5 protein-coding genes and 1 pseudogene are annotated in these 4,525 nt (G+C 64.7%); 4 read left to right on the top strand and 2 right to left on the bottom strand.

Annotation, left to right across the window (positions count from 1 at the left end):
* The 3 genes and pseudogenes from QOD90_RS04480 to QOD90_RS04470 all read left to right on the top strand — a co-directional run.
* Positions 1-161, top strand: a pseudogene (locus QOD90_RS04480) (isocitrate lyase); the annotation flags it as partial.
* 95 nt (positions 162-256) lie between these two features.
* Positions 257-1,114, top strand: a complete 858-nt coding sequence (locus QOD90_RS04475; RefSeq protein ID WP_526347080.1) for a 3-hydroxyacyl-CoA dehydrogenase family protein — start codon at positions 257-259, stop codon at positions 1,112-1,114.
* A gap of 320 nt (positions 1,115-1,434) precedes the next feature.
* Positions 1,435-2,313 (top strand): cyclopropane mycolic acid synthase family methyltransferase, encoded by an 879-nt coding sequence (locus QOD90_RS04470; RefSeq protein WP_526347078.1) that lies wholly within the window; start codon positions 1,435-1,437, stop codon positions 2,311-2,313.
* Positions 2,314-2,319: 6 nt separating this feature from the next.
* On the opposite strand, the gene QOD90_RS04465 is transcribed toward QOD90_RS04470, so the two are convergent.
* Positions 2,320-3,189 carry a polyphosphate kinase 2 family protein gene (locus tag QOD90_RS04465; RefSeq protein ID WP_526347076.1) on the bottom strand — a complete coding sequence of 290 codons (870 nt, stop codon included), beginning with the start codon at positions 3,187-3,189 and terminating at the stop codon, positions 2,320-2,322.
* 4 nt (positions 3,190-3,193) lie between these two features.
* Positions 3,194-3,910: a TetR/AcrR family transcriptional regulator gene (locus tag QOD90_RS04460; RefSeq protein WP_526347074.1), complete on the bottom strand. Its 717-nt coding sequence runs from the start codon at positions 3,908-3,910 to the stop codon at positions 3,194-3,196.
* 78 nt (positions 3,911-3,988) lie between these two features.
* Between QOD90_RS04460 and QOD90_RS04455 the strand changes: the two genes are divergently transcribed.
* Positions 3,989-4,525: DUF445 family protein (locus tag QOD90_RS04455; protein WP_526347072.1), on the top strand; the 537-nt coding region annotated here is incomplete at its 3' end.

Genomic DNA, 4,525 nt, shown 5'->3' with positions numbered 1-4,525 from the left:
TGCAGGAGCGCGAGTTCGCCGCCGAGGAGCGTGGCTACACCGCGACCAAGCACCAGCGCGAGGTCGGCGCAGGCTACTTCGACCGGATTGCCACCACCGTTGACCCGACCAGCTCGACCACCGCGCTTGCGGGCTCGACCGAAGAGGGCCAGTTCCACTAGGTCTCTAGATCTGCGCGAGCAGACGTAAATGGCCCTCAATCCGCGGATTTGAGGGCCATTTGCGTCTACTCGGCCATCACGTAGAGAGTGTCACCGTGAAGAACATCGAGCGGGTTGGCGTCGTGGGCGCCGGACAGATGGGCGCGGGCATCGCGGAGGTGTCATTGCGCGCGGGAGCGGACGTGCGGATCTACGAGCCTTCCGAGGCGCTGGTAGCCGCGGGCCGCGACCGCATCGTCAAGTCGTTGGAGCGCGGGGTCAGCAAGGGCAAGCTCACGAAGGACGAGCTCGACTCGGCGCTCGCCAAGTTGACGGTCACCACCAGCCTTTCGGACCTGGCCGATCGCGATCTGGTGATCGAGGCCATCGTGGAGGACGCCGTCGTCAAGGCCAAGGTGTTCGCCGAGCTCGACGAGGTCGTCACCGATCCGGACGCGGTGCTGGCGTCGAACACCTCGAGCATCCCGATCATGAAGATCGCCGCGGCAACCAAGAATCCCAGCCGGGTACTTGGGCTGCACTTCTTCAACCCGGTGCCCGTGTTGCCGCTCGTCGAACTCGTCGGGACGCTGGTCACCAGTGAGGCGGCCATCGCCAGGACCGAGCAGTTCGCCGGTGAATTGCTCGGCAAGAAGGTCGTGAAGTGCGCCGACCGGTCGGGCTTCGTCGTCAACGCCCTCCTGGTGCCGTACCTGCTTTCGGCGATCCGGATGGCCGAGGCAGGCGTCGCGACCGTCGAGGACATCGACACCGCCGTCGTCGCCGGGCTGTCGCACCCGATGGGCCCACTGAAGCTGTCCGACCTCGTCGGGCTGGACACCCTGAAGCTGATCGCAGACAGCATGTTCGAAGAATTCAAGGAGCCGCTGTACGGTCCGCCGCCGCTGTTGCAGCGGATGGTCGAGGCAGGCCAGCTCGGCAAGAAGTCCGGCAAGGGCTTCTACACGTACTGACCGGCGACGGTCCGATGTTGCCCAAATTGCATCGGTGGGTGCGTCGTGGGTTGGCCTCGACCGCATGGCTAACCACGTAACCTCGTCGAGCCGCCAGTCGATCGGCATCACCGTCGTACGCAGCGAAGACCCGTGCAAGGGGCGGCAGCACCGACGCCGGGGTGGCCGCCAATTTGCCGTCGGCATTGGTTACGCTGGCTTCTTCAGACAAGTGCCGATTCAGCTCGGAGTCGGTTGCCCCGCAGTCATTTTGGCATGCGATGGCAAACCCCTCGCTCCGGCGTCGACGGTCGGTCAGCGGATGAGGGAGATGTCAGGGAATGTCCGAAATCGTTTCCGAACTCGAGCCGTTCTACGAGGAATCCCAGGCGATCTACGACCTGTCCGACGAGTTCTTCGCGCTGTTCCTCGGACCGACCATGGGTTACACCTGTGCGTACTTCGAACGTGACGACATGACACTCGACGAAGCGCAGAACGCCAAGTTCGACCTCGCGCTCGGCAAACTCGGTCTTCGGCCTGGCATGACGTTGCTCGACGTGGGGTGCGGCTGGGGCGGAGCGCTGCGAAGGGCCGCCGAGCGATTTGACGTCAACGTCATTGGAATCACGTTGAGCCGCAACCAATACGAGTACAGCAAGAAGTTGATGCGCGGGGTTTCCAGCGCGCGAACCGCCGAGGTGCGCCTGCAGGGCTGGGAGGAGTTCGACGAGCCCGTCGACCGGATCGTGTCCATCGGAGCGTTCGAGGCGTTCAAGGCCGACCGCTACCCGGCCTTCTTCGCCAAGGCCCACGACGTCCTGCCTGCGGGCGGAACGATGTTGCTGCACACCATCCTCGCGCACACGCAGAAGTTCTTCCACGACAACGGAATCAAGCTAACGTTCAGCGATCTCAAGTTCATGCGCTTCATCGGTACCGAGATCTTTCCCGGCGGCCAGTTACCCGCCGTCGAGGACATCGAACGGTTGGCCGACGGTTCCGGGTTCACCCTGGCGCGAACCCATCTGCTGCGGCCGCACTATGCCCGCACCCTCGACATGTGGGCCGCGAACCTGGCGGCGAACCGCGACGAGGCGATCGCCATCACCTCGCCCGAGGTCTACGAGCGCTACCTGCACTACCTGACTGGCTGTGCGGACTTCTTCCGCCGCGGCATCACCAACGTCGGCCAGTTCACGCTGGTCAAGGGGGCGTAGCGGACGTCAGACGGTGGCCAGTCGCTTCTTCTCGGCCTCGACGTCGAAATCGGCTGGCGGCCATGACAAGTCGAGGCCGTTGAGCGCTTCGATCAGCAACTCGGTGATCGCCAACCGGGAGTACCACTTGCGGTCGCAGGGAATGACGTGCCACGGTGCGTACTCCGTCGAGGTCCGGTCCAACATCGCCTGGTAGGCCTCCTGGTACTTCGGCCACAGTTCGCGCTCGTCGATGTCGGCGGGGTTGTACTTCCAATACTTGTCCGGCCGATCCAGGCGCTTGGCGAGCCGCTTCTTCTGTTCGTCGAGCGAGACGAACATGGCCACCTTGACGATCGTCGTGCCGTCGTCGACGAGTTCCTTCTCGAACCCATTGATCTCGTCGTACCTCGCGCCCCACACGTCGGGCGGGACCAGGTCGTGCACCCGCACGATCAGCACGTCCTCGTAGTGCGACCGGTCGAACACGCCGAGGTGGCCCGCGGTCGGAAGCGCGTTGCGGATTCGCCACAGGAAGTCGTGGGCCAGCTCTTCCTCGGTGGGCTTGCCGAAGCTCGCGTATCGGATACCTTGCGGATTGCCTGCGCCGACAACGTGTTTGACGATGCCGCCCTTGCCCGCGGTGTCCATTCCCTGCAGTACCAGCAGGACCTTGCGGGTGTCGCCCGACCGGCTGCTCGCGTACAACATCTCCTGCAGTTCGGCGAACCGCTGGTTGCGCTCCTCCTGCAGATCGGGCGCGTCCGACTTGGATCCCTTGAACCCGGGCGTCGCGTTCGCCTTGATGTCGGCGACCTTGTCGCCCGCCGTGAACTCGAGGTGGGTGTGCGGTTCGTGAGTCCAGAGCGAGGGCGTATCGGAGGAGGTGTCGGCCATGCCGTCAGTCAAGCAGTCGGGACGGCAGTATCGGGGACGGATGCGGTACCGAGTTGAAGTTCTCCAGCGAGCCGTTCGCTTCGACGATGCCGCGCAACGCGTTCCACGACAGCATCGTCAGGTAGTCGATCAACTCGTCGGCGGTCATCCGCGGGTGCGACATCCAGGAGTGGGTGGCCAACTGCACGCCGCCGACGATCATGAACGCCCATGGCTGCGCGCCGCTGGTGTCCATGCCCTCCGACGCCATCCGGCGGCGCAACATGACGCCGAGCATGCGGGCGATGATCTGCTCGGAGTCCGCCACCGCCTTGCTCTTGCTCGCCGAGCTGTTGGCCATCACGAACGGGTAGATCTCGGGCTCGTTGGCGACGGTGTCGACGTAGACGCGGATGATCTCGCGGGTGAGGTCGTACCCGTCGAGGTTCGATGACAGCGCTGCAGCCATGTTGGGAATCAGGGTGGTCTGTGCGAACCGCATCATGACCGCGGTGGTCAGATCATTCTTGTCGACGAAGTAGCGGTACAGCACAGTCTTGGACACGCCGATCTCGGCGGCGATCTCATCCATGCTGACGTTGCTGCCACGGAGCCGGATGGCATCCAGCGTGCCATCGACGAGTTCATTTCGTCGATCGACTTTGTGCTGGTGCCAGCGCCGTTTGCGTCCGTCGGTCTTCACCGGTCCCGCTGGGGTAGCCCCTGCCACTTCCGCCGTCATTCCCATTCCCTCGTCCGGACTAGATGATACGGCTGAAATCGCCCGGTGCCGCGGTGGGACGGGTGTGCCGGTGGCGGCATGCAGGATGATGGAGGCGTGGCACACAGACCCACCTCCGACCAGCGGTCGAGCTTCGCCGAATCGTTCGCAGGTGTCGACTCCGCCGCTGATGCCGAACGCCGCCGCGGGCTGCGCAGGATGAAGGTCGTCGCGCTGAGCTTCCTCCTCGCTGCGACGGTCGTCTTCCTGGTGGCCGCGTGGGCGCAGTCGGTGGGCGCCCCGGGCTGGGTCGGCTACGTCCGAGCGGCGGCCGAAGCGGGCATGGTCGGGGCGCTGGCCGACTGGTTCGCCGTGACCGCCCTGTTCAAGCACCCGCTGGGCATTCCCATCCCGCACACCGCGATCATCAAGCGCAAGAAAGACCAGCTCGGCGAGGGTCTAGGTGACTTCGTCCGGGAGAACTTCATGTCGCCGGCGGTGGTGTCGACCAAGCTGCGCGAGGCTCAGGTCTCCGACCGGATGGGCAAGTGGCTCTCCGATCCGACGCATGCCGAACGGGTGGCCGCCGAGGCATCGACCGTGCTGCGGGTGGTGGTCGAGATGCTTCGCGACGAC

It is taken from the genome of Mycobacterium sp., assembly GCF_032161845.1.
Classification (GTDB): Bacteria; Actinomycetota; Actinomycetes; order Mycobacteriales; family Mycobacteriaceae; genus Mycobacterium.
This window is presented reverse-complemented; position numbering and strand designations above follow the sequence as displayed.